This window comes from Microbacterium sp. ANT_H45B, assembly GCF_008369345.1.
GTDB lineage: Bacteria > Actinomycetota > Actinomycetes > Actinomycetales > Microbacteriaceae > Microbacterium.
In genome coordinates this window covers 206,899-228,442 of sequence record NZ_VOBK01000002.1, presented here as the reverse complement: position 1 = coordinate 228,442, position 21,544 = coordinate 206,899, and the positions used below count along the sequence as shown (strand labels likewise).

Below are 21,544 nucleotides of genomic sequence, written 5' to 3'. Positions count from 1 at the left end.
CGGCTCGAGGGCCGACAGAGGCGCGGCTCACTCCCCGAACGGCTGGCGGGTGGCGATGACCGTGAGCATCCGCTCGAGCGCGAAGATCGGGTCACGCGCGGCACCCTTGACCTCGGCGTCGGCACGGGCCGTCGCCTGGATCGCCATGCCGAGAGAGCGCTCATTCCATCCGGCGAGATCGCGCCGCGCGCGATCCACCTGCCAGTCCTTCATTCCCAGCCGCTGCGCGAGCTGGCGGCTGGGCTCACGGTTGCCGGCGACACGGGCCATGGTGCGCAGCTTCATGGCGAAGGCGGCGACCATCGGCACCGGATCGGCTCCGGATGCGAGCGCGTGACGAAGAGCGACGAGAGCCTCGCCGTAGCGCCCCGCGATGGCGGTGTCGGCGACGACGAACGCCGACACCTCGACGCGTCCGCCGTAGTACTTGGTGACGACCTCTTCGGTGATGTCGCCCTCGACATCGCCGATCAGCTGCTGACACGCCGCGGCGAGCTCGGTGAGATCATCGGCGAAAGCCGAGACGAGAGCGCGCAGAGCAGGGGGCGCGATGCGCTTCTTCGCCGCCGCGAACTCCCCCACTGCGAAGTCGACACGATCTCCGTCGCGCTTGATCGCCGGGCACGGGATCTCGATGCCCTCTCCGGTGCCCGCGCGGAGCGCATCGAGCAGCTTCTTGCCCCTGACGCTGGCGCCGGTGTGGCGGAGGATGACTGTGGCCCCCTCCTGCGGGTGCTCGAGATACGACACGGCCTCCTGGAGGAAGGCATCGGAGCACTTCTCCACACCGGAGACACGCACCAGACGAGGCTCGCCGAACAGAGACGGCGAGGTGAGCGACAGCAGCGTGCCCGGCGCGTAGTCGTCGGCCCGAACATCGCTCACTTCGAGTGCGGGGTCTTCGGTGCGGAGATAGTCGCGCACTCCCGCGATCGCCCGCTCGGCGCACACCTCTTCGGGACCGAAGACCAGCACGACGGGGGCCGGCCGCGGATCGCGCCACGAGACCTGAGCGATCTTGGTCGCCTTGGCGCCGCCGCGGGCGGGAGGACGAGAGGCAGCCATGCTCCCAGACTACCGGGGGTCTCCGACGTCGCCCTCGGTCAGGGCGGCTGCTTCTGCGTCCACACCTGCAGCTGGCCCTCGAGTTCGCCGATGAGGAGCCGGCCCTGCTCATCGGTCCGCAGAACGCGTGCGCCGTCCATCTCGAGCGCGTCGAGGGTCTCGACCCGAGGGTGACCGTAGTCGTTGTCGACGCCCACGCTGAAGAGTGCGACCGTCGGGTGAAGCCCCTCGTACAGCGAGAAGTCCTGATCGGCGCTGCCGTGATGGGCCACCTTGACCACCGGGTAGGGTCCCCGCAGGTGTGCGGCGCGCAGCAGCGTCCGCTGGGCCTCCGCCGAGAGATCCCCGAGGAACAGCGACCGGGGCACTCCGCCGCCGTCGACCTCGATCACCACGCTCGCATCATTGCCGACAGAGACAGCCATCGAACGACGCGGGGGCCACAGCACGCTCCACGATGCGTCGCCGAGCGAACCGCGCGCACCCGCGGCGGCCGACGTCACCGTCGCTCCCCCGTCGGCGAGGCGCTCGAGGATCCGCTCGTCACCGCGGGTGTCCGGCGGACCGTGCAGCACCACAGAGACCCTGCCCTGCACCGCTTCGACCCCACCGACATGGTCGAGGTCGAAGTGCGTGAGCACCAGGAGATCGACGCGGTCGATGCCCAGACCGCGCAGACACGAGGCCAGCGGCTCGGGTTCGGGGCCCGTGTCGATCACGAGGACACGTCCCGAGGAACGCACGAGCAGCGCATCCCCCTGGCCCACATCGCACGCCGCGATCGACCAGTCATCGGGCGCGGTCATGCGGGCGAGGGGTCCGTCCAGCACGACGCTCGCCGCGCCCAGCGCAAGCGTGCAGGCGAGCACCCCGCCTGCGACGACGCGGACGAACGGCAGGCGGCGGAACCCACCGGCGAGCATGATGCCCACCGCGGAGCTCAGCGCGGCGACGATGACAGCGCTGATGATGCCGGGCACCACCGCCACTTGGGCGAGGGGAAGGTCAGCAGTGATCGTCGCGGTCTGAGCGATCCATGCGGCGGGAAGCCAGGCGGATGCTGCGAGCACGTCGGCAAGCGCGGGTACGGGAACCGTGAGGCAGGCGAGCAGCCCGATGATCGTCGCGAGAGGAGCGGCAGGAGCGGCGAGCAGATTGGCCACCAGACCGACGAGCGACTGCTGCTCCGCGAACAGCGCGATGATCGGACCGCACACCAGCTGCGCGGCTGTCGGCACCGCGATGGCGAGGGCCAGCGGCTGCGGCATCCATCGCGCGAGTCCACGCGTCAGCGACGGAGAGAGCAGGATGAGTGCGCCCGATGCGGCGACGGACAGCGCGAACCCCGGGGTCGACGCCAGCCAGGGATCGACCACCAGGATCGCGACAGCACTGAGCGCAAGGAGTCCGGCGCCCGCACTCGGCCGCCCGAACAGCACGGACAGCATCGCCACACCCGCCATCACCGCGGCGCGGATCACGCTCGGCTCGGGGGTCACGAGGATGACGAAACCGGAGAGCACCACGGCGGCGACGAGCACACGGGTCCTGCGTCCGGCTCCGCACAGCGCCGAGAACCAGAACGCCGCACCGACCACGATCGCGCAGTTCGCCCCCGACACCGCGGTGAGGTGGCTGAGCCCGCTCGTGCGCATGTCGTCGTTGAGGTCGGTCGACACCGCCCGGGTGTCGCCCACCGCGAGACCGGGGAGCAGACCCGCGCCAGGCTCCGGCATCCGCAGCGACCGCTCGATGAACGCGCTGCGCACCTCGGCCGCGACCGCGAACACCCCCGACGCCGGGACCTCGACAGCCGCCGTGCTCGCGAACACCACGAGAGCCGACCTCTCCCCCGCATCCGTCGACACTGCCTCACCCTTCACCCGCACCGTCGCGCCGAGATCGAAACCGTCGGCCGGGTCGATACCGATCCGCACCGGAGTCGACACGCCCTCGATCCGCCCCGGCGGCCCGATGCCCGTGAGCTGCACCTCCATCCACAACCGCCCGTCACGACCCACCGATGCCGACGACGTCACCTCCCCCGTCACCTCGACCACACGCCCATCCCACGACCCGGCACTCTCGCGAGCAGGCAGCGCCGACACCGCAGCGATCGAGACAGCGCCCATACCGGCCAGCACGACCAGAACGAGAGCCGCACGCGATGCCGCGCGATCGGCACGCCGCAACACGACCCCGCACACGACGACCGCTCCGCCCACCCCCACGAGCGCGCACCACATCGCCGCCGCAGGCACGAACACGCACGCCAGCGCAACCACCCACACCGCTCCTGCGATCGGCAGCAGGCGCAGATCCCGCCTCACACGAGCACCCCGTCACGGATCACAGCGATCATCCCTAGGTTGCTCGCGCTCTTCGCGGATCCTCGCATCAGGACACCGTATTGGCCGCGTTCGACTGCCGTGGAGCACGGTCACGACGGGCGTGGAGAACAAGACGACGCCGGCGGCGTGTGCAGAGACAGAGGACGGCGTCACTCGAGGTGCGTTCGGAGCCAACCGAAAAACGCCAAGCGCATCCGCCAGCACTGGACCGGTCAGAAGCAGTTTGACCGACTTCTCGCCGGCAGCGTGGAGACATCGGTGCTGTCGATCGATAGTTTCCGCGCCCTCGACACCACGCGCATCTTCGCCATGATGACCACGCAGTACTTCGCCGAGGAAGATCTTCTCCTGCAGCAGTTTCCGCCGAAGTTCGCAGTCAACCGCGGCATGGGCGGCAGAGGCGTCGAGCGCTTCGCCGGCTTGCGCGACGTCGGCGCCATCGACTCCTGATAGTGCGACGACCTGAGCACCTGAACGGAGACACCGTGACGGACCCAGAAGAGCACGCGCGTCTCGCACGTCTCCAGGAGATCCGAGGAAGCATGGAGGAGCTTCGGATCGAGGCTCTCGCGGAGCGTGGACGCAAGACCTTCACGACCGAAGAGACACTCGAGTTCATCCGGCGGCAGGATCTCGCCGCAGACACCGTGGCGAGCTGGGCCCTTGAGGGGCTGGAGCCGGATTCTGCCGTCCTGGAGCGAGTCCAGTCCTACGTCGAGGGAGAAGTGGTGATCGAGGAGCTGATCGAGCAGGCGACGCGACGCGCAAGCGCGGGGCCATAAGCCTGGGCGTCCCTCGGATCGCCAGACCCCTCAGGATGCCGCGCCACTGCGTCGGTCTTGCTTGGCCTCAAAACCCGATAGAATATGGCTCTGAAAACATTTCTGAGAGGAGGCGACATGACGAACGCATCAGTTCTCTTGCGCGCCGCTCGAAAGAGCCGCGGCCTCACACAGAAGGATCTCGCCCAACGAACTAACGTCGACCAGGGCCGAGTCTCGCGATTCGAAAGTGGTCGCGAGGCCGAGTTCAGCACCATCGAGCGCTTTCTCAGCGGCACCGGCCACCGACTGTATTCCGCGCCTACGCGGCGGGACGACGCGGCGACCATCGCCGCAGCGATCCGTAGGTACCTGCGTGCGGGCGACAAGTACGGTGCTCTTCGCGAGCTCATCCAGTTGAGTGACAACCTCGACTCCGAACACGGCCTTGTACGCGGGATCCTCGGCCTCGCCGAGCCGGAGCCGACTGGTGACCGCGTGTGGGATGCGGCCCTTGCAGCACTCGTGGATCTTCGCCTCAGCGAGGAGGGACTCCCCTCTCCCGCATGGGTTGACGCTCCGAACAGACAGCTCCGGGAGCCTCGAACCCTGGACGTCGATCCTGCGGACCCGATCCCGGCACCCGCGGATGTCCCCGCCGAGTTCCTCGAGCGTGGCGTCCTTGTCTGGCGAGACACTCTGGCGAGCGTCTGATGGGCGACTCGCTCGATCGCGACGACATCATCTCCGGCCTCCGTGACCTCGTCGGTGAGCTCCACACGGCCGGTGAAGTCGCGGGCATACGCCTCGTCGGCGGTGCCGCGCTCGTCCTTAGGTACTTCGACCGGCGCGCCACTGGAGACCTCGATTCTCTTCACATTCACCCCGGAAGCGATGACGCCGTCCTCGCCGCAGCCGAGCGTGTGGCGGATCGACGAGGATGGAGCGCCGGCTGGTTCAACTTCGCGGTGGAGAACGCAGACTCGGTGCCCACGTTCGGGCGGCGACCCGTCGAGTGGGAGACGATCTACGACCGCGACAGCGTTGTCGTCCAAGTCGCCTCGAAGGAGGCGCTCCTCGCCATGAAGCTCCGCGCCAATCGCCCGGGGCGCGACGTGGACGACATCCGCCAACTGCTCGCCCTGTGCAGCCTCACCACGCTGGCGGAGGTCGAGGAGCACTACGAGGACTTCTATCCCGGTGACGGCCTCACCGACCGCGCTATCGGCATGGTTGAGCGAATCCTCGACGGCGGATTGCCGACAGTGGTTCCCTCACCCGGACCAATCGACCTCTGACGTCACGGCGGGCAACGAAGTTCTCAGTGAAGGGTTTCACCCCGGTTGAGCATCGCCACGTACTCGGCCACGCGAGCAGCCCGCGAGGCGGACCGTTTGAGGTTGGTGACACGGAAAGCCGTCGAGAATCGGTTCTGCGCTGACTGGGATGCGAACGCTTGCGCTACGGGGTCATAAGCCTTGGTGGGTCGCCACCTCTTATGACCCCCGACCCGACTTCGGTGGAATCTCGGGGATTTCGTGCGCTCCCGTGCGCTCGGTTGCTCGAGCACTTCGACAGAGACCCCCAGTAATCGAGCGCATCCGAGCGGCCGGTGGATGAAATATCGGCGGCTAGATCGACTAGAGCCAGGAGCGGTACGGTGAGCGCATGACCCAACCCATCGAGACCGAGGCTCCGCGCGAGTGGCGAGAGACCTGCGGTCGGATCGGGTGGGCGGCTCTCGCTATCGCCACGACGATCGTGGTGGTGACGGTCATCGAGATACTCCTCGCCGGCCTCGGGCTCGCCCTAGGCGCCGGAATGACTGGGGAGGAGGCAGCGGGCATCATGCTCCGTGTCTGGATCACTCTCGGGGTCGTAGCTGCGATCGCGGTGATGTCGATCATCGCTTCGAAGTGGGGGCTGCTCGCCGCGTCGCTGCCAATCCTGGCTGTTCTGTTTGTCTTGGCCAACGGAAGACTCACCACCGTCTGATAGAGGTCTTCGACGGCCGTCCCGTACGGGGTCATAAGCCCGCGCACCCCGCCGGTGCTTATGACCCCCGATTGCTGGGGCACTTCAACGGAGGCCCCAGCAATCGAGCGCATCCGAGCGACGCGATCCGCCCGCTGCCACACGCAGCAACCTCACTACGCGGATGGCTCGTCGATCCGCGTGATTCCGGGGTTCCGTGTTTCCAACCTCACAAACCTCAGTTGCTCAGCGAGCCTCCACCCCGCTCGTTACGACCGCCTCCTGACCCTGATTGAGTGACCCCATGGACCCCATGCCCGAACCGATGTCGATCGACAAGAAGACCGCCCGGCACATCCGGGCGCTCGTCATCACGCAGGACGACGCGCTGAAGGGTCGACCCTTGGCGGTCGATGAAAGCGATCAAGCGCGCGCTGAAGGCAGGCGAGATCGACTGACCTGGGCTCGACGCTCACCACACACACGACCTCGAGGAGACACCGATGGCTCTCATCTACAGCGCGACCCCGCACGACACTGACGAGCTGGTTGCTCTGCGTCAGATCATCAACGACAACGAGCGCGCGTTCTCGGAGATCAGGACCATCTACAGCGTCGACCAGCGGCGTCTCTGTGATGAGTTCGACGCCCTCATGGCCGCGCAGCAACCGACCTACCCGACCCCCGAGCACCTGCAGGGCCTGGACATGGTCGCCGAGATGATGCGCTCCGGCACCGAGTACGGCGACCACCACGGATCGCTCAGGCAGGTCGATCACGAAGCCGGGCAAGCTCTCCCCCGCAGCGTCGACTTCTCATCGTTCGCCTGCAGGATCAGCATCCGCGCCCTCGCCCCGTACCGTTCCCGCTTCTCGCAGCACGCGTGGGCCTTCACGGAAGACGACATCGAGGGTTTCCGGGATGAGCTGACGAAGCGCTCGCTCGGCATCGCCTCCCATTGGCAGCACGAGGATGGCGTCGCCTTCCAGGTGTTCAACGCTCGCGTCTGAAGTGGGCTTTCAGGTTCGGCCGAACCCGCTCGAATCGGCCAGCCGGAAACGCTACACCACCGGTTTCGGTGCTACTGGGTTTCGGCAGGGGGTTACGGCGGGTCGATCCTCGGCGTGTCGTGACATTGACCAGGGCGATCCTCCCAGCCGCCGGTAACGATCGTTTCTGGCGGGGTTCAGGCGTTGGGCCCGGAAGGGCTGCCGGAAACGCTTGTCGCAACGGTCAATCGGCAGACCTTATCGGCGACCCGATGTTGGCCGTTCGGTTCGACTCGGAGCCCTACGACCGAGCCTTGGGCTGGCCCGCGCTGATATCTGTGACGATGCGCTCAGTGATTTGAGCGAGAGTCTCGTCAGGGCCGATTCGGCCTTCCTCGACAAACTCGAGTGGCTGCCAGCCGTCGTACCACTCGCGCATCTTGTCGGCGGTGAAGGTGTGGCGCAGCTCCCGCGCTGCGTGGCGTCTGACCGTCTCATCAAAGCCGACGTCGAACTGGTAGATCCGCGTGACGCCTCGGTGGTCTCTCCAGAGCCGTTCCAATCGATCGGCATAGTCGCGGAGATTGAAGATTCCATCGAGGATGACGTCGTACCCGAGGTCGAGCGATTGGCGAGCGGCAGCGTCGACGAGCACCGCTGCGTCGGCGGATCGAGCTTTCTTCTCGCCACTAGCCAGGAGTTCACGCCGAAAGTAGTCCTGGTGGATCACTGCAGTCTTGTGACCGAGATGGGGTCGTAGCGCCGCTGCAGTCGTCGTCTTGCCTGACCCGGAGTCACCGCGCAGCACGATGAGGCGGGTGCTCGCTGATCCAATGGCTGCCACGTATCCAGTCTCGCACCCCGAAAGTCTCGCGTTACGTCACGAAGCCGCCCGCCGAAAACGATCGTTTTCGGCAGACCCGGACAGGGCACTGCGAGAAGAACCAACGCGGCGATATAAACACCCAGGTATCTGCCGCACCCGCCCGGCAACGTGCCGGCGCTAGGTGCTGGCGTAGGTTTCGCGGAGGAATTGGGTCAGCGCTGCGCGGCTGGTGGTGAGGCAGGCGATCTTGGTGTCGAGGTCGTCGATCTGCTCGGTGACCATGCGGGCGAGGATGTCGTCGCAGGTGCTCGACCACTCCGATTGGCCGCTTTGACGGTCGAGGACAATCTTGATGAATCGCGTCGGGACACCGGACCGAGAAAGATCGCGGATCGAGACGACCTGGTCCAGGTCGGATTCGGTGTAGTCGCGGTATCCGTTGGGGTGTCGTCCAGGTTGCAGGAGCCCCTGGGCTTCGTAGTAGCGCAGCATCCGGGGCGCCACTGCACTGCGCCGAGATATCTCACCGATCCGCATCCGCTTACTCCTCGTACTCGGGTCCTGTGGTGTTGGACTTGACCTTGACAGTGATGTCAATCTTTACCGTAGTCCTATGAGCACTCGATCGACGCCGCCGCCCCTGCCCGGCACCGCCGGTCCGCACCGGACCTGGCCGATTCTGGCGGTGCTGACCGCGGCGACGCTGCTGACGGTGACGGTCGAGATGTTGCCATCCGGGCTCTTGCCGGTAATGAGCGCCGATCTGGGCGTCTCGGAATCAGCGATTGGGTTACTGGTGAGCGCCTGGGCGCTCACCATCGCGGTCGTGGGGATTCCACTCGTGCGACTCACGATCCGGTTACCCCGCACGCCACTGCTGGCAGCGTGTCTGATCGTGATCGCGGCAGCGAACCTGCTCACCGCGACTGCCTCTGGCCTCTCGCTCGCACTTACTGGCCGTATCCTCGCCGCGACGGCGCACGGTCTCTTCTGGGCACTCGTCGTTTCCTACGTCGCCTCCGTCATCCCTGCCGAGCGGCTCGGACGGGCACTGGCGATCGTCCTGGCTGGGCCCACGCTCGCCGGCCTTGCCGGCCTACCGGTGGCGGCGGCTCTGGCCGATGTGGTGGGGTGGCGGGCCATCTTCACCGGCCTATCTGTGGTTCTTGTCCTGATCGCCGGGGTGCTCTGGCTCATCCTGCCGCAGGTGCCGTCAACGTTGCCTGTCGGTGGCGGCGCGTGGGATCGCAGCGCTTCCCGAGTGATTGCGGTAGCGATCGCGGGCGGGCTGGTATTGGTCGGGCACTTCGCTGTCTTCACCTACCTCACAGCCCTAGTCACCCAGTTGGGCGGGCTACCCGGGGCCGCGATCCCCTTGATGCTGCTGGTGTTCGGCGTGAGCGGGGCAGTAGGTATCGCCGGATCCGGTTTCGCGTCCGACCGATACCCGCGCAGTGCGATCGTCGCCGCGGCAACTCTGGTGACGGTTGGTCTCGCCGTGCTCGCTCTGAGCTCAGGGCAACCGGTCGTGTTCATTACCGGAGTTGCGATCTGGGGAATCGCGGTCGGCGCGTTTCCCCCGATCCTGCAAACCCGGGTGATGCGCGTTTCCACGACTGCTTTCCGGCCTCTCGCCGGAAGCATCGTCGTCACCGTCCTCAACCTCGGCGTCGCAGCCGGAGCCACCCTCGGCGGCCTTCTCCTCGACCACGGTCCCACCGCCGTCACTCTCATCGCAGTCACCGCCGCGGCCGTGGGAACTTTCGCGCTAATGCTGATGCGCCCCCTAAACACCCCGCATGATGGTGCCCGCTAGCTTGCCGATTCCTCCCGGAGACGGGGCCGCGCCACCCGGGGTACACCCGCTCGAGAAGTGGGGTGCGCTGTCGCCTGCGGCAGCGAATGGGAGACTTGTCGGAGTTCGGCATCGAGGGGGATGCTCACCGCAACCCACCCCACGAAAGAAGCGTGCATGATCTCGCTATCCGCCGCCCTCGGTATCGCGCTCATCGAGCTTGGGCTCGCCCTCACCCCCGGCCCGAACATGATGTACCTCGTCTCGCGCAGCATCAGCCAGGGATGGCGCGCCGGGATGATGTCGCTGTCCGGCACGGCGGTGGGCTTCGTCGTGTACATGATCATGGCCAACCTCGGGTTGGCAGCAGTGTTCCTCGTTGTCCCATGGCTGTTCATCGCCTTGAAGGTGGCGGGTGCCGTCTACCTGCTCTGGCTCGCCTACAAAACGCTCCGCCCGGGCGGGAAATCGCTGTTCGAGACCAACGATCTTCCACGTGACTCGTTCGGCAAGCTCTTCCGCATGGGCCTCCTGACGAACCTACTCAACCCGAAGGTCGCGATCCTCTACCTCGCTCTCATCCCGCAGTTCATCGACCCCGCAGCAGGCAGCATCGTGGCACAAGGCTTCCAGCTCGGCGCGATCCAGATCCTCGTCGGCGTCGCCGTGAACGGCGCGATCATTATCGCCGCCGGGTCAGTCGCCACCTTCCTCCAACGCAAACCTGCCTGGATGCGCTGGCAGAAGTGGGTCACCGGCACCCTCCTCGGCGCAATCGGCGTGAAGCTCGCGATCGACGCCCCCGCCCCAGCGGTCGCACCATAGCCGATAGTGAGTGGGCGATCCTGAGGGGCGTTGACTCCTGGACCTGCCCCCGCCTACCTGAGCTATAGCGCGCCGGGGCGACCTCCTCGCCCCGGGATTATGGACCGAAAGCGTCTGCCGAAACCAGGTTCTGGCACACCTATACGGCGACCTCTAGAGCAACGAACCCGTCAAACCGCCAGAAACGATCGTTATCGGCAGGTCGACGGCCTCTTGGTTATACGCCGGCCAGCGTTCTGGTGACGTCGCGCCGCAGTGCGGCGATGGTGGGTCCCAGTGATGCGGTGAGGATCAGAACGAATCCGAGTGCGGTGACGATGAGGATGCTGAGGTAGTGGATGCCGGTGAGTGACATGCCGAGGCTGCTGCTGACGATGAAGGCGGTGGTGATGACCGCAATGAACGCGAGGAGCATCGCGGTGAGGGTGTAGATCACGGCTTCCAGGATCGCGGAGACGGCGATTTGTCGTTGGGTGGAGCCGGCCGCTTGGAGTAGTGCGATCTCGCGTTGGCGCGCGCCTCCTGACATGAACACGGTGGCTGCAGCGCCGATGCCGGCGATGAGCAGTGGGCCGCCGAGCAGCTGGACTGCTTGCCCTGGTTCGAGGACATACCCCGAGGCGTCACCCGACTGTTGGCGCACGTACTCGGCGAGGATTTCGACGCATGTGTAGATCCCGCCAGCCAGGCCAATGCCGACCATCAACGGGCTGATCGTGGCCGTGCTTTGCGTTACCCGGTAGCGCGCCGCGTGACGGGCGAGATACCAGGATGTCGAAACTCGCGCGGGAACGATCCACGTCCAGGCGCGCAGCGTCAACGGCAACAGCAACGGACCTGCGGCTGCCATAATCATCACGATCGCAGGGGCGATCAGGATCGATGTGCTGGTCACGGTTTGCACGTCGCCGCCGACCATCATGCTCACGAGACCGTAAGTCGCGGCGACCGCGAGCGCTGTCAAGAGGTACCGGATCCAGGTCATCCGGATCTTGGGAGGTTCAGGTTCGGTCAACGCTTGAAGCGGAGAGGTAATCGCGGCGTTCCTCGCACTCCGGAGACCGGCGATGACGACGACGGCGATGATCGCGAGGATGACGGCGATGAGTGTCGAGATGTTCGTGTGTGGTTCCACCGGGGTGCTGAAGTTCCACGAAGCGAAGAGAAACTCGAACAGACGCCGGAATGCGACCGCGGAGAGCATCGCACCAATGATCGCGCCGAGCGCGGACACGATCGCGAGTTGAAGCTCGACGATCAGCGCGACGAGAATCGGCCGCACGTTGAAGATCTGCCAGAGCGCGTAGGAGCGGCGTTGCAGCGAGACCGTGAGGTTCGCTGTCGAGCTCAGGACGACGAGTGCGGTGAATCCGGAGAAGATCAGGACGGGTGAGCTGGCATTCTGAAGTGCCTTGCGGGTAGGTCCCTCGTATGCGTTCGCGGTCTCCAGAAGGCCGGCACCGATGCTGGCCGTGAAACCGGCGGCCGCGGCGACGAGGAGTATCCCGACCCAGACGCGCGCGTTCGCGCGGAGGTCGGACAGAATCAGCGTGATCACGCGTTCTCCCGTGCTCGCGCCATAGCTTCCAAGACCGCCTCGGGTGTCGGAGTGCGCAGTTCAGAGTGGATCAGCCCGTCCCGCAGCACAAGCACCCGATCGGCAAGCGCAGCAGCCTCCAAGTCGTGGGTGACCATGACGACCGAGCGGGCATCGGTCGTCACCGCCCGAAGCAGGCGAAGAACCTCCGCACCCGATGTCGTGTCTAGGGCTCCGGTCGGCTCATCGGCGAACACGATGGCTGGGCGAGCGGCGAGCACGCGGGCGATCGCGACGCGCTGCTGCTGACCTCCGGATAGCTCACTCGGCTTGTGGGAGCCTCGGTCGTCGAGTCCAACCTGCGCGAGAGCGTTATCTGCTTCCTCGCGGCTGATCGGTGTGCGCGCCAGACGTGCAGGAAGCGCGACGTTCTCGCGCGCGTTCAGCGACGGGATCAGGTTGTACGACTGGAACACGAACCCGACATGCTTCCGGCGAACCGCCGCTACGGCGCTCCGCCCCATGCGCGTCACATCCTCACCTGCGAGATGCACGTTGCCGGCTGTGGGCTTCTCCAAACCAGACAGGCAATACAGCAGTGTCGACTTTCCCGACCCGCTCGGCCCGACGATGCTGACCATCTCTCCCGCAGCGACTTCGAGAGAGACGCCCTTCAAGACACTGACATCCGGCTCCTTCCGGCCGCCCGGATACGACTTGGTGACGTTCGAGGCAGCAACAATTGGGCCGGTCATGCTCCCAACCTATCGACCGGTCCCGCCGGAGCACACGTCGGCAACCCGCCACTTCTGGCGTATCCGCCCCGCCACCACAGTTCAGCCGAAAACGTCTGCCGAACAGCCCTTCTGACCGACGATTGCGGCGAGCGTTTCGACCTGCCGCACGAGACCGCGCCGGAAACGATCGTTTTCGGCAGCAGCGCTCGATCGAGCGCTCCCGGTCCAGCATTGCGCCGCGATACGACAGCGGCCATGAGTCGCAATCGCTACGATTCTCAGATGCACACAGTGAGCGAGCCTTTCCGTCATGGGATGCTCGTCAGGCCGCACGGCGCACAGGTCTATTGGGAAACCTCGGGAAATCCGTCCGGGATCCCGGCTCTTTATTTGCATGGTGGACCAGGCAGCGGGCTCGGCAACGGCGGATATCGGCGCAGGTTCGACCCCGATCGCTACCTGGTTGTCGGACTCGATCAGCGGGGGTGTGGACGCAGCACGCCGTGGGCGATCGACGACCTCGACAATCTCGACGAGAACAACACTGGTGCGGTCATCGCCGACATTGAGGCGTTGCGCGAGCATCTGGGAATCTCGGCTTGGCTTGTCCATGGAGTTTCGTGGGGCTCAACTCTTGCCTTGGCCTATGCGCTGGAGCACCCCACACGAGTCACTGCACTAGTTCTCATGGCAGTGACGACCGGCAGTCGCGAAGAAGTCGACTGGCTCACGAGTGGTGTGGGGGTGATCTTCCCCGAGGCTTGGGAGCGCTTTGCTGCTGCAGTTCCTGACGGGCAGCGGCCTGTTGAGTACTACGCGCAAGTACTCCGCAGCCCTGATGCCCGCGCACGCGGTGAGGCGGCGATGGCGTGGGACGAATGGGAATCGGCACACGTTTCTCTTGACCCAGCGTGGCTGCCTGGGCACCGCCACGAGGATCCGCGAACGCGGGAGAACTTCGCTACCCTCGTCACCCACTACTGGGCCCAGGACTGCTTCTTAACCGGTGACAATCGCATACTGGAGCGCGCAAGTCGGCTCGCGGGCACCCCAGGTGACCTCATTCATGGGCGACGGGACGTGAGTTCCCCGTCAGTCACGCCGTGGCGACTGCACAAGGCATGGTCGGAAAGCCGACTGCAAATAGTGGAAGCCGAAGGACACGGCGGAAAGATCGCTAAGCAGCTGGCTACCGAGGCCATCGACACAGTCCTAGCGCGCTGACACGCGGCGGCTCAGTAGAGTTGCCGCCAAGCAGAATCGAGAACCTCGAAGCAGATATCCACTCCTCAGCCGGAAACCCCTGCCGATTGGCGATTGTGACGATCGTTTCCGGCAGCCCTTCCGAGCTCAACGCCTGGCTTGCGCCATGAACGATCGTTTTCGGCCTACGTTCCACGGATGAGCCGGTGCAGCGTTGCGGATGATTCGAGGAGCGCGACGCTGCGTTGAGCGAGCTGCGTTAGCCGGCTGGCCAGCAGCTCGTCGGCATCGGTTGGATTGGAGTAGTCCCGCAACCGCTCGAGCACGGCCGCGATTGTCGGGATGCGGTGGCCGCCGGCCCGGAGGGCGGCAGCAATTCGTGCATCGACGATGGCTTGCCACGAGTAGCGTCTGGCCTGGCTGGAACCGATACGGTCAGGGCGCACCAACCCTTCCGCCTCCCAGTGCCGCAAAGTGGACGCGGGGACACCTAGAGCGGTCGCGAGTTCGCTGATCGTCATGCTGTCACGGGAGCCGTCGAACACGTCGCCGGCTTCGGAGCGGATGAGGTCGAGCCCCCTCCTCGCACTCAGCACAGCGGCCCGCTCGGCGCTCAGCTCGGCGTGAAGGTCGTCGACGATCGCGGCGGCCTCGGGAAGCGGGGATGCCAGCAGCAGCGGCATCATCTTTCGCGCTCGAACCGGCCCGGCCGCGAGGGCGAGGCCACGGTAGGCGCGCAGCGCCTCGACGTGATCCGACCGGTACACCCTGTACCCGCGCGGCGTCCGCTCGGCGGCCGGGAGCACCCCTAGGCGCTCCAAGTCTCGGACTTGCTGTGTGAAGTATCCGACCTGACGTCCAACCTCGGAGGTACTCATCGTTGCTGTGTTGATACTTTCGCCCTCCTCAGCCCGTGATTACGGAGACAACTCCACATAAGCACTTTAGGTTGACGATTGAAGCATGGATATGGAATCGATCATCAGAACAGTTCAGACCTTCGAGGGCGCGACCGTGTTTCAGCCGGAGCCGGGGAGTGCCTATCCGGAGATTTCGTGGGGGGATGCGTACTTCTACTACGCCCCTGACGGTGTGATGCCGGAGCGCACCCAGCCATACGGAACCATCATCACAAAGGACTACCCCGACGACGCATCCTCGAACCTCGACGAGCACGGCCGATTCCGCGTCAACGTCAACGCCGGCCGTGGAGCCGTTGCACAGCTGCCCGACGGCCTCGACCCGGCATCCGTTGACACTTTCTTCCCTCACCCCCTCTACGGTGCGGGCGGGTGGATATCCGTCATCAACCCGACCACGACAGCCGACCAACTCATGGAGTGGTTGCGTGCAGCTCACGACGCGGCCCGTGCTCGCACAGAGCGGCGATCGGCCGGCTGAAGGTTCCCGCAGACCCGCGCCGCCGAAAACGTCTGCCGACTGCTGGTTCCGGTCATCGATTTTGGCGGCGCGTTCGGCGCTCAAAGCCCACACTCACCAGAAACGAACGTTCCTGGTGGACCGGTTGAAGCGGATTTAAGCGCCTCAGCCCAACAGTCGGTTTCCGAAAAGCGGCAAGGTAAGGGCCGCGCGGCCCGCCACGTACGTTCCTGCGAGAAGAAGGATCAGCAGGACGCTGCCCACTATCGGCGTCCATAGCATTGCCCGACCGTGAGCTCGGAGAAAGAACATCCCCACTCCGCTCGCGACAAGCAAGACGATCGCACCGATGTACAGAGTGTTGATCGCTACGGAGAAGGCGGAGTAGTCGCACGACGTGGCGGTGCAACTCGCGATGCTCAGCGTGGAACCGAAGGTGAAGGCGCAGGCGAGCAGCGTGAGAACGAGCTGTATGCCAACCCAACCCAAGGTAGGGACTGCCCACCACGGATCCCCCAGGGATGCTTCCTTGTCGGCGGTCCTCACTGCTGCATAGTAACCGAGCAGTGGTCGTCGACCTAGTGCTCAGATAGCCGGGATTGTATGGTGCGCATCTCGTCTTCCAGCGCCCGCCTCCGGTCATCGAGCGCTAACCCTCCGCCGACGCTGATACTCGACAGCCGCAGCTCCGCCTGCTGAGCTTCGAGGTCTCAGACGGGCACGCAGCCGATCGCGCTCTCCGTTTGAGTCTCCAGTCACCATGTCGGAATGGTACCCGCCCGGCGCGATTGTGCCGTGGCTCGTTCCTTCATGGGCCGGCATAGCTCGGTCCAGATTTCTCCGACGCCGAAACCGTCCGCCGAAATCAAGTTCTGGAGACCGACATCGGCAGGAGCTAGAACGCGACCACCTCGATCCCTCGGAAAACGATCGTTTACGGCGCAGGTTTCGACTGTTGCGATGAAGTCCGCACGATGGTCCCGCACGTTCGTCGTTCGTGAGGACTGCGGCTCGCCGCCGAGTCTGAAACGCTTGACGCGTGGAGGTTGTCTCACGGGTGACGATCAATCTGTTTTGTGAACATAAGCGTCGCGTCATCATCTAGGGGCACAGTCTCGCCGGCCGGCACCGGTTGATTTTCGTACATCACACCGCGCCCGTCAGGAATATAGCCGCGGCGGACGTAGATCCGCTGTGCTGCTCCGTAGTCCGCGTACAAACCGACGCCAAGCCCGACCACAGACGAACGCTGCGCCGCAGCCTGCTCGATCTGATCCAGCAGGCCGGACGCGATGCCGGATCTGCGGAAACGCGGGAGTACGTTGAGGTCGGAAACCTCAGGTATGCCCTCCTCAGCAAACGGCGGATACTCGGATTTCCACACAAGAGGGAGCTGAACCCGGTCTTGTGGACACCTGATCTGAGCGGCGAGAGTCGTTCGTGAAGGAGTCATCATGCCTGCAGCTCACCCGGTGGAGGTTCGTCGGAGGGCGGTCGTGCTCGCGCGGGCAAAGGAGAAGCCGGTGGCGCAGCTCGCGGCCGATCTGGGGATCAGCGAGTCGTGTCTGCGCCGGTGGATGAAGATCGCCGACGTTGACGAGGGCGTCGAGGAAGGCGTGACCTCGGATGAACGCGCCGAGCTGGTCCGGCTGCGGCGCGAGAACCGGGTTCAGGCCGCGGAGATCGAGATCCTCCGGCAGGCGTCGGCGTATTTCGCGCGGGAGGTGGTCGGCCCAAAAGGGTCTTCCCGGTGATCGATCGCCTCGTCGCCACCGGGATAGACGCGGCCCTTGCCTGTCGGGTGTTGCGGGTCTCGCGGTCGGGGTACTACGCGTGGAAGAGTCGCCCTCCGTCGGAGCGAGCACGGGTGGACGAGGAGCTGACGGTCACGATCGTCCGCGTTCACCGGGACTCCCGAACCAGCTACGGCGCGAGGCGCGTGCACGCGGAGCTGCGGCTCGGGTTGCAGATCCGATGCGGGAAGAAGCGGGTGGCCCGGCTGATGCGTCTGGCGGGGATCGCTGGGATCAGCCACCGCCGCAAACGCGGGAAGGTCCGCCCGCTGCCGGCACCGCATGAGGATCTCGTGAAACGCCAGTTCGTCGCGGACGGCCCGAACAAGCTCTGGGTCACCGACATCACGGAACATCCGACGAAGACCGGGAAGGTCTACTGCGCGGCCGTCGTGGACGTGTTCTCCCGTCGCGTGGTCGGGTGGGCGATCGCCGATCACATCCGTGCAGAGCTCGTTGTCGATGCGCTCGACATGGCAAGGTGGCGACGCAAACCCGAGCCGGGAACCGTGGTCCATTCGGACCGCGGATCCCAATACACCTCGTGGGTGTTCGGGCACCGGCTCCGCCAAGCCGGGCTGCTCGGATCGATGGGCAGGGTCGCGTCCAGCGTCAACAACGGACTCATGGAGTCGTTCTGGTCCACGATGCAACGCGAACTCCTCGACCAGCACGTTTGGCAAAGCCGAGACGAACTGGGGCAGGCGATCTTCGAATGGATCGAGGCCTGGTACAACCCGAAACGCCGCCACTCCGGCATCGGCGACGTCTCACCACTCGAGTTCGAGAACACCCATCACGCCGCTATCGCGGCATAATTCAACACACAACCCGTGTCCACCGAACCGGGTTCAGCTCCGATGCAGGTGGAGCGTGCAGAGACAGACAACCGCGTGAGCTGCGTCCCGCGCGTCAGGAATTGGTGTTGAGCGGCATCCTCAGGCTTGTGGAACGGGCGGGTTGACATGACCTCCCTGCGTCGATTCGTCCCTCGGCCGCACGCCGGCGCGGAGTCGCGTCAGTCGCGGCCACGTCGCGAGCGGCGGGTGCCGATGCCCGGAGTGCCGTTGTGCGCTGATTTGTCGGGGGCGGATGCCTCGCACAAAGGGGCGACACGCACGGTCGCACCCCCACCGGAGTCCGCGCCGCCGTTACCGCGCGGGGGTGTCGCCGACGTACAGCAATTCGCCGTCGCCCTCGCCCTCGCGCGCTTCGAGGTGCTCGAGGATGCGCGCACGTGCATCCGATTCCGCCGGTGTTGCGACGTTCGCCGGACCAGGCTCGTGCCGGTCCTCGCCCAGGTTCTCGGGCAGCGGCTCCTGGCTGTTCGCGAATGCATCGGGATTCGTCATGGTCTGCTCCACTCGTCGGCAATCTGAACTCCAGCATCATCCGGATGCCACCCGAGCACATAGTCGTTGACAGTGGGGCGCAGTAAGAGTAACCGCACGGGCACGCGTTCCCACAGCGGTCGTCGATCACCGATAGGTTCCGGGTATGACGACGACACAGATCGCCCTCGGCGAGCCTCTCTACGGAGCCTCGTTCCCACAAGCCGTCTCACGCTTCTTCCTCAAGTACGCGACTTTCAGCGGACGGGCCAGCCGGAGCGAGTACTGGTGGTGGGTGCTGGCGAACGTGCTCGTGGCCCTGGCCTTCAATCTCATCGGGTCACAGACCGACCCACAGTGGACGTCTCGCCCCATCGACGTATTCTCACCGTTCGCCTCCGGCGGCGCGTTCGCGTTGGCGAGCCCGGTCGGCGTTGTATTTCTGATCTACGCAACGGGAATCCTCATCCCCGCACTCGCCCTGACCTGGCGGCGGCTCCATGACATTGATCGCAGCGGCGCGTGGTTCTTCATCGTGCTGGTCCCGCTTATCGGCGCCATCGTGCTCCTCGTCTTCACCCTGCTGAGCGCTCGCCCCGCCGGTTCCCGCTTCGACGAGTAGTCCAGACTCTGCGAAGGAGCGGCCACACGGCGCAGTGCCGCACACGGCAAGAACGCCACATCACGCGACCCGTGAGTGAGACCGCGAAGCCCACAACCACCCGCGCACCTGAACAGAGACACCGTGGCTGACATCCAGAAGTTAGACAGAGAGATGGACTGGATCCGCGTCCATCCGGACTACATCCTGACCCATGTCGCCCACGGCAAGAGCCGCCGAGCACGGGGCTCAGCGGCTCTTGTCCAGCACGTGTCCTCGGCAGCCCTCTACCGGGCTTCGAGTAGCACCTTCGCGAGTTGATTGTCGGCGTAGGGCGACGTCGAGAACGGACGAACGGGCGTGTAGCCGAGCCTGCGATACAGCCGGTGCGCCTCGGCGAGATCATCCCGAACTGTCAACCGGAGGGTATGCACGCCGCGACGCGCGCTCAGGGTTTCGATCTCCCTCACCAACGCCTTGCCCGCGCCGAGTCCACGAACAGAATCATCGACAAACACCCGTGTCAACTCAGCGATCCCCGGCTCGACGACCTTCGCACCCCCGCACCCCCGCACCCGACGATCCGCTCTCCATCTCGGACGATGACAAGAAAGCCGGTATCTCCTCTGAGATCATCGCTGGGCTCATCGAGCATCGCCTGCTCGACCTCAGCGTCGCTCACTTCCCGGCCCCAATAGCGTCCGACGATTTCTACGAAGAAGCGTCTAATGACTGCGCGCCCGAGTGAAGACGTCGGATCGACAAGCATCATGTCGAAGGCCGTGGTCGCGTGGGACGGACCCACCGCTTCATGTTGCATGGTCTGATTCTCGTCTACCTGCGGCCATCGCAGGCGTCTCGATAGGCGATACTCCACGCCATTCGTCTTCGTCAACCGCGGCGGTCGCAGCTACACGACGACCCCCTGGGGGCCTTCGCACCGGCCATCGACGGACCGGAGTTCTCCGAATTCAAGATCTCTTACTCCACCCACAACAGCTACTCTCTCCCTTGTCTCTTCGGAAGTGCTGTCTGCACGGCGAGGGCTAACGTTCAACTATGACATTTTCCTCATCAACCAGCAGTTTCACTCCGCGGGCAACCGTCGTCGGCGGAGTCGGGATGGTGGCTGGTGGCGTGATCCTCGTCGCCACGCTCTTCATTCAGCCGGGTCCAGGAAGCATCCTCGTTGGCTTCACCAGTCAGCTTCTTGGGTTCTTGCTTCTTGCCATCGGCACGCTCCTCGTGTCCCCCTCGACCTCGCGAGCTGGTCGGTGGTTAGCTTTTTCGGGGTCGCTGATCTGGCTCATCAGCTGGTCGTGGCCCCTGTTCGGAGGGTGGTTCATACCCATCTCGATCTGGGCATGGGCATGTATCGCTGCGTTCGTGTATCTAATAGCAGCAGTCGTCTACTTTTCGCGAGGTGGTGTCATCGGAGGGATATTCAGCGCGATTCTTGCCGTAGGCTCCGTCGGGTCGGCTATCCCGTCGTACCTCAGCCCCATTTTCGCTCCCACAAACACTTACCTGGGGATCGCCCTCGGAGCTGTGTGCGCCGCGGTGGTCAGTTGGGTGACTCACAAGAACCGCAGAGAGGTTTCGATTAGGTGATGTGGGCCTCGATACCCGCGTCTCGCACAGGGCTGGTTTGGAAGCCTATATGCACGAGGACGGAACATAGATAGCCAATCTGCCGCGATCGAAGGTCGGGAATATCGAGCACAATCTCGCGCTCCGGGACCACAGCAGCGAAAGCGACACTCGCCGTCCCGCCGCACCGCCAGGGCACGGGCTATGTGCGCCCCTGCGGGATCAGCCCAGCCGAACCCCTTTGCCATTCGACGGTTATGACGAGTGCGTGGCAGGCGTTCAGAGATCCATACTGAGGGGATGGTGGAAAAGGATCGGTCGAGTCCCCCGTCCCCACAGATAGTCAGCGCATTCGGCGGTGTGGGAGCGCCGGTCTTGCTGCCCGGTGGGCGCGGCCTGACCTGGCGCGCCGGTCACGTGGTTCTGAGGCCGACCGGCGATGCTATTGAGACGACCTGGAAGTCGGGAGTACTGGCCAAGCTGCCGAAATCGAGCGAGTTCAGTGTCCCTCGGCCACTTATGGACGAGGAGGGCAGTTGGGTACGAGGCGGGTGGCACGCTATGGAGCGGGTATCCGGCGAATCAGACGAAACGCGGGTCGAAGACATCGTGCGGGCGGGGCTGGCGTTTCAAGAGGCCATCGCTGTGGAACCTCGCCCGTCCTTTATCGAGGCGTCCTCGGATCCGTGGAGTCGAGCTGACCGGATGGCTTGGGGTGAGGTGGCGTCACCGAACGATAGTCTCCTTGCGCGAATCGGGAGCGAGTGCCGGTCGATCGCAGCACCC

General features: G+C 65.0%; 27 protein-coding genes. 14 read left to right on the top strand and 13 right to left on the bottom strand.

Going from position 1 to position 21,544, the window contains the following annotated elements; all coding sequences use genetic code 11:
* Positions 1-27 precede the first annotated feature (27 nt).
* On the bottom strand, positions 28-1,065 hold the full coding sequence (gene holA / locus FQ142_RS07455) for a DNA polymerase III subunit delta (RefSeq protein WP_149422846.1): 1,038 nt from the start codon (positions 1,063-1,065) through the stop codon (positions 28-30).
* 38 nt (positions 1,066-1,103) lie between these two features.
* Positions 1,104-3,395 carry a ComEC/Rec2 family competence protein gene (locus tag FQ142_RS07450; RefSeq protein WP_262492090.1) on the bottom strand — a complete coding sequence of 764 codons (2,292 nt, stop codon included), beginning with the start codon at positions 3,393-3,395 and terminating at the stop codon, positions 1,104-1,106.
* Positions 3,396-3,674: 279 nt separating this feature from the next.
* Between FQ142_RS07450 and FQ142_RS07445 the strand changes: the two genes are divergently transcribed.
* The 4 genes from FQ142_RS07445 to FQ142_RS07430 all read left to right on the top strand — a co-directional run bounded on the left by FQ142_RS07445 (position 3,675) and on the right by FQ142_RS07430 (position 5,475).
* Positions 3,675-3,866 carry a hypothetical protein gene (locus FQ142_RS07445; protein ID WP_045254613.1) on the top strand — a complete coding sequence of 64 codons (192 nt, stop codon included), beginning with the start codon at positions 3,675-3,677 and terminating at the stop codon, positions 3,864-3,866.
* Positions 3,867-3,901: 35 nt separating this feature from the next.
* Positions 3,902-4,198, top strand: a complete 297-nt coding sequence (locus FQ142_RS07440; protein WP_149422845.1) for an antitoxin VbhA family protein — start codon at positions 3,902-3,904, stop codon at positions 4,196-4,198.
* Between the two features lie 117 nt (positions 4,199-4,315).
* Positions 4,316-4,891, top strand: a complete 576-nt coding sequence (locus FQ142_RS07435) for a helix-turn-helix domain-containing protein (protein WP_045254615.1) — start codon at positions 4,316-4,318, stop codon at positions 4,889-4,891.
* Positions 4,891-5,475, top strand: a complete 585-nt coding sequence (locus FQ142_RS07430) for a DUF6036 family nucleotidyltransferase (RefSeq protein WP_056418257.1) — start codon at positions 4,891-4,893, stop codon at positions 5,473-5,475. Before FQ142_RS07435 ends, FQ142_RS07430 begins: the two co-directional genes overlap by 1 nt.
* A 23-nt stretch (positions 5,476-5,498) precedes the next feature.
* Here the strand turns inward: FQ142_RS07430 and FQ142_RS07425 are convergent, their stop codons facing one another.
* Entirely contained in the window at positions 5,499-5,747 is a 249-nt protein-coding gene (locus FQ142_RS07425) for a YdeI/OmpD-associated family protein (RefSeq protein ID WP_262492089.1), read from the bottom strand.
* A gap of 98 nt (positions 5,748-5,845) precedes the next feature.
* On the opposite strand from FQ142_RS07425, the gene FQ142_RS07420 reads away from it, so the two are divergent.
* Both FQ142_RS07420 and FQ142_RS07415 read left to right on the top strand, forming a co-directional pair.
* Entirely contained in the window at positions 5,846-6,172 is a 327-nt protein-coding gene (locus FQ142_RS07420) for a hypothetical protein (protein WP_149422844.1), read from the top strand.
* Between the two features lie 482 nt (positions 6,173-6,654).
* On the top strand, positions 6,655-7,161 hold the full coding sequence (locus FQ142_RS07415) for a hypothetical protein (protein WP_149422843.1): 507 nt from the start codon (positions 6,655-6,657) through the stop codon (positions 7,159-7,161).
* A gap of 280 nt (positions 7,162-7,441) precedes the next feature.
* Here FQ142_RS07415 and FQ142_RS07410 read toward each other — a convergent pair whose 3' ends face one another.
* Together FQ142_RS07410 and FQ142_RS07405 are read right to left on the bottom strand one after the other, a co-directional pair.
* Positions 7,442-7,984 carry an AAA family ATPase gene (locus FQ142_RS07410; protein ID WP_149422842.1) on the bottom strand — a complete coding sequence of 181 codons (543 nt, stop codon included), beginning with the start codon at positions 7,982-7,984 and terminating at the stop codon, positions 7,442-7,444.
* 159 nt (positions 7,985-8,143) lie between these two features.
* Complete coding sequence (locus FQ142_RS07405) at positions 8,144-8,503, bottom strand: MerR family transcriptional regulator (protein WP_149422841.1); 360 nt, start codon at positions 8,501-8,503, stop codon at positions 8,144-8,146.
* A 76-nt stretch (positions 8,504-8,579) separates the two neighbouring features.
* Here FQ142_RS07405 and FQ142_RS07400 point away from each other — a divergent pair, with 76 nt between their 5' ends.
* Both FQ142_RS07400 and FQ142_RS07395 read left to right on the top strand, forming a co-directional pair.
* On the top strand, positions 8,580-9,782 hold the full coding sequence (locus FQ142_RS07400) for an MFS transporter (protein ID WP_149422840.1): 1,203 nt from the start codon (positions 8,580-8,582) through the stop codon (positions 9,780-9,782).
* A 120-nt stretch (positions 9,783-9,902) separates the two neighbouring features.
* On the top strand, positions 9,903-10,586 hold the full coding sequence (locus tag FQ142_RS07395; RefSeq protein WP_262492088.1) for a LysE family translocator: 684 nt from the start codon (positions 9,903-9,905) through the stop codon (positions 10,584-10,586).
* A 217-nt stretch (positions 10,587-10,803) separates the two neighbouring features.
* Here the strand turns inward: FQ142_RS07395 and FQ142_RS07390 are convergent, their stop codons facing one another.
* Both FQ142_RS07390 and FQ142_RS07385 read right to left on the bottom strand, forming a co-directional pair.
* Positions 10,804-12,144, bottom strand: a complete 1,341-nt coding sequence (locus tag FQ142_RS07390) for an FtsX-like permease family protein (RefSeq protein WP_149422839.1) — start codon at positions 12,142-12,144, stop codon at positions 10,804-10,806.
* The gene (locus FQ142_RS07385) at positions 12,141-12,878 is read right to left on the bottom strand and encodes an ABC transporter ATP-binding protein (RefSeq protein ID WP_149422838.1); all 738 of its coding nucleotides are present in this window, start codon (positions 12,876-12,878) and stop codon (positions 12,141-12,143) included. The genes FQ142_RS07390 and FQ142_RS07385 overlap by 4 nt, the downstream gene beginning before the upstream one ends.
* Before the next feature lie 264 nt (positions 12,879-13,142).
* Between FQ142_RS07385 and pip the strand changes: the two genes are divergently transcribed.
* Complete coding sequence (gene pip / locus FQ142_RS07380; RefSeq protein WP_149422837.1) at positions 13,143-14,084, top strand: prolyl aminopeptidase; 942 nt, start codon at positions 13,143-13,145, stop codon at positions 14,082-14,084.
* 164 nt (positions 14,085-14,248) lie between these two features.
* On the opposite strand, the gene FQ142_RS07375 is transcribed toward pip, so the two are convergent.
* Positions 14,249-14,941: a MerR family transcriptional regulator gene (locus FQ142_RS07375; RefSeq protein WP_149422836.1), complete on the bottom strand. Its 693-nt coding sequence runs from the start codon at positions 14,939-14,941 to the stop codon at positions 14,249-14,251.
* 85 nt (positions 14,942-15,026) lie between these two features.
* Here FQ142_RS07375 and FQ142_RS07370 point away from each other — a divergent pair, with 85 nt between their 5' ends.
* Positions 15,027-15,464 (top strand): DUF6194 family protein, encoded by a 438-nt coding sequence (locus tag FQ142_RS07370; protein ID WP_149422835.1) that lies wholly within the window; start codon positions 15,027-15,029, stop codon positions 15,462-15,464.
* A gap of 144 nt (positions 15,465-15,608) precedes the next feature.
* On the opposite strand, the gene FQ142_RS07365 is transcribed toward FQ142_RS07370, so the two are convergent.
* Positions 15,609-15,989: a hypothetical protein gene (locus FQ142_RS07365; protein WP_149422834.1), complete on the bottom strand. Its 381-nt coding sequence runs from the start codon at positions 15,987-15,989 to the stop codon at positions 15,609-15,611.
* 505 nt (positions 15,990-16,494) lie between these two features.
* Positions 16,495-16,827 (bottom strand): GNAT family N-acetyltransferase, encoded by a 333-nt coding sequence (locus FQ142_RS07360; RefSeq protein WP_223145278.1) that lies wholly within the window; start codon positions 16,825-16,827, stop codon positions 16,495-16,497.
* A gap of 70 nt (positions 16,828-16,897) precedes the next feature.
* Between FQ142_RS07360 and FQ142_RS07355 the strand changes: the two genes are divergently transcribed.
* Together FQ142_RS07355 and FQ142_RS07350 are read left to right on the top strand one after the other, a co-directional pair.
* The gene (locus FQ142_RS07355) at positions 16,898-17,197 is read left to right on the top strand and encodes a helix-turn-helix domain-containing protein (protein WP_149422832.1); all 300 of its coding nucleotides are present in this window, start codon (positions 16,898-16,900) and stop codon (positions 17,195-17,197) included.
* A complete protein-coding gene (locus FQ142_RS07350; RefSeq protein WP_149422831.1) occupies positions 17,194-18,054 on the top strand; it encodes an IS3 family transposase in 861 nt (286 codons plus the stop codon). Before FQ142_RS07355 ends, FQ142_RS07350 begins: the two co-directional genes overlap by 4 nt.
* A gap of 333 nt (positions 18,055-18,387) precedes the next feature.
* Here the strand turns inward: FQ142_RS07350 and FQ142_RS07345 are convergent, their stop codons facing one another.
* Entirely contained in the window at positions 18,388-18,588 is a 201-nt protein-coding gene (locus tag FQ142_RS07345; protein ID WP_149422830.1) for a hypothetical protein, read from the bottom strand.
* Between the two features lie 145 nt (positions 18,589-18,733).
* On the opposite strand from FQ142_RS07345, the gene FQ142_RS07340 reads away from it, so the two are divergent.
* Positions 18,734-19,189 (top strand): DUF805 domain-containing protein, encoded by a 456-nt coding sequence (locus FQ142_RS07340; protein ID WP_149422829.1) that lies wholly within the window; start codon positions 18,734-18,736, stop codon positions 19,187-19,189.
* Between the two features lie 266 nt (positions 19,190-19,455).
* Here FQ142_RS07340 and FQ142_RS07335 read toward each other — a convergent pair whose 3' ends face one another.
* Together FQ142_RS07335 and FQ142_RS17455 are read right to left on the bottom strand one after the other, a co-directional pair.
* On the bottom strand, positions 19,456-19,743 hold the full coding sequence (locus FQ142_RS07335; RefSeq protein ID WP_149422828.1) for a GNAT family N-acetyltransferase: 288 nt from the start codon (positions 19,741-19,743) through the stop codon (positions 19,456-19,458).
* Positions 19,692-19,988 (bottom strand): hypothetical protein, encoded by a 297-nt coding sequence (locus FQ142_RS17455; protein WP_188042345.1) that lies wholly within the window; start codon positions 19,986-19,988, stop codon positions 19,692-19,694. Before FQ142_RS17455 ends, FQ142_RS07335 begins: the two co-directional genes overlap by 52 nt.
* Positions 19,989-20,227: 239 nt before the next feature.
* Between FQ142_RS17455 and FQ142_RS07330 the strand changes: the two genes are divergently transcribed.
* Positions 20,228-20,779: a hypothetical protein gene (locus FQ142_RS07330; RefSeq protein WP_149422827.1), complete on the top strand. Its 552-nt coding sequence runs from the start codon at positions 20,228-20,230 to the stop codon at positions 20,777-20,779.
* Positions 20,780-21,544 lie beyond the last annotated feature (765 nt).